1 pseudogene is annotated in these 344 nt (G+C 45.6%); it reads left to right on the top strand.

Annotated features, from left to right (window positions below):
• Positions 1 to 344 (top strand): annotated as a pseudogene (locus tag AB4486_RS24995) (GGDEF domain-containing protein); the annotation flags it as partial.

The following is a 344-nucleotide window of genomic DNA, read 5'->3' as shown; positions in this document are numbered from 1 at the left end:
TGCAATGGCAGTCAGAAAGTTGACCATGCCATGAAACTACTCGGTATTTATGAGCGTGCCATTAAGATTATGGCGAACAACTCACGCACTCATTTTGCCGATGCTGCGCACTCTCCGGAACAAGAGCTCCTTTCCGACCTATCAAACGAACTACAACATCTGATCACTGAACTCGACTTCGAGGGTGAATCGGGTGATCTGCTTACCGATATTCGAGCGAAGCTGCTGCTTGGTGTTTCCACACAAAACCTACTTGAGCTAACACTTCAGATCCTCAAACTGGTTATTGAAGGCACCAACCTAGAACGTAAGAAGTCTGAACAATTCATCGATCAGCTTAATTC

Origin of the sequence: Vibrio sp. 10N.222.55.C6, assembly GCF_041473395.1 — a bacterium.
Taxonomy (GTDB): domain Bacteria; phylum Pseudomonadota; class Gammaproteobacteria; order Enterobacterales; family Vibrionaceae; genus Vibrio; species Vibrio crassostreae_C.
This window is presented reverse-complemented; position numbering and strand designations above follow the sequence as displayed.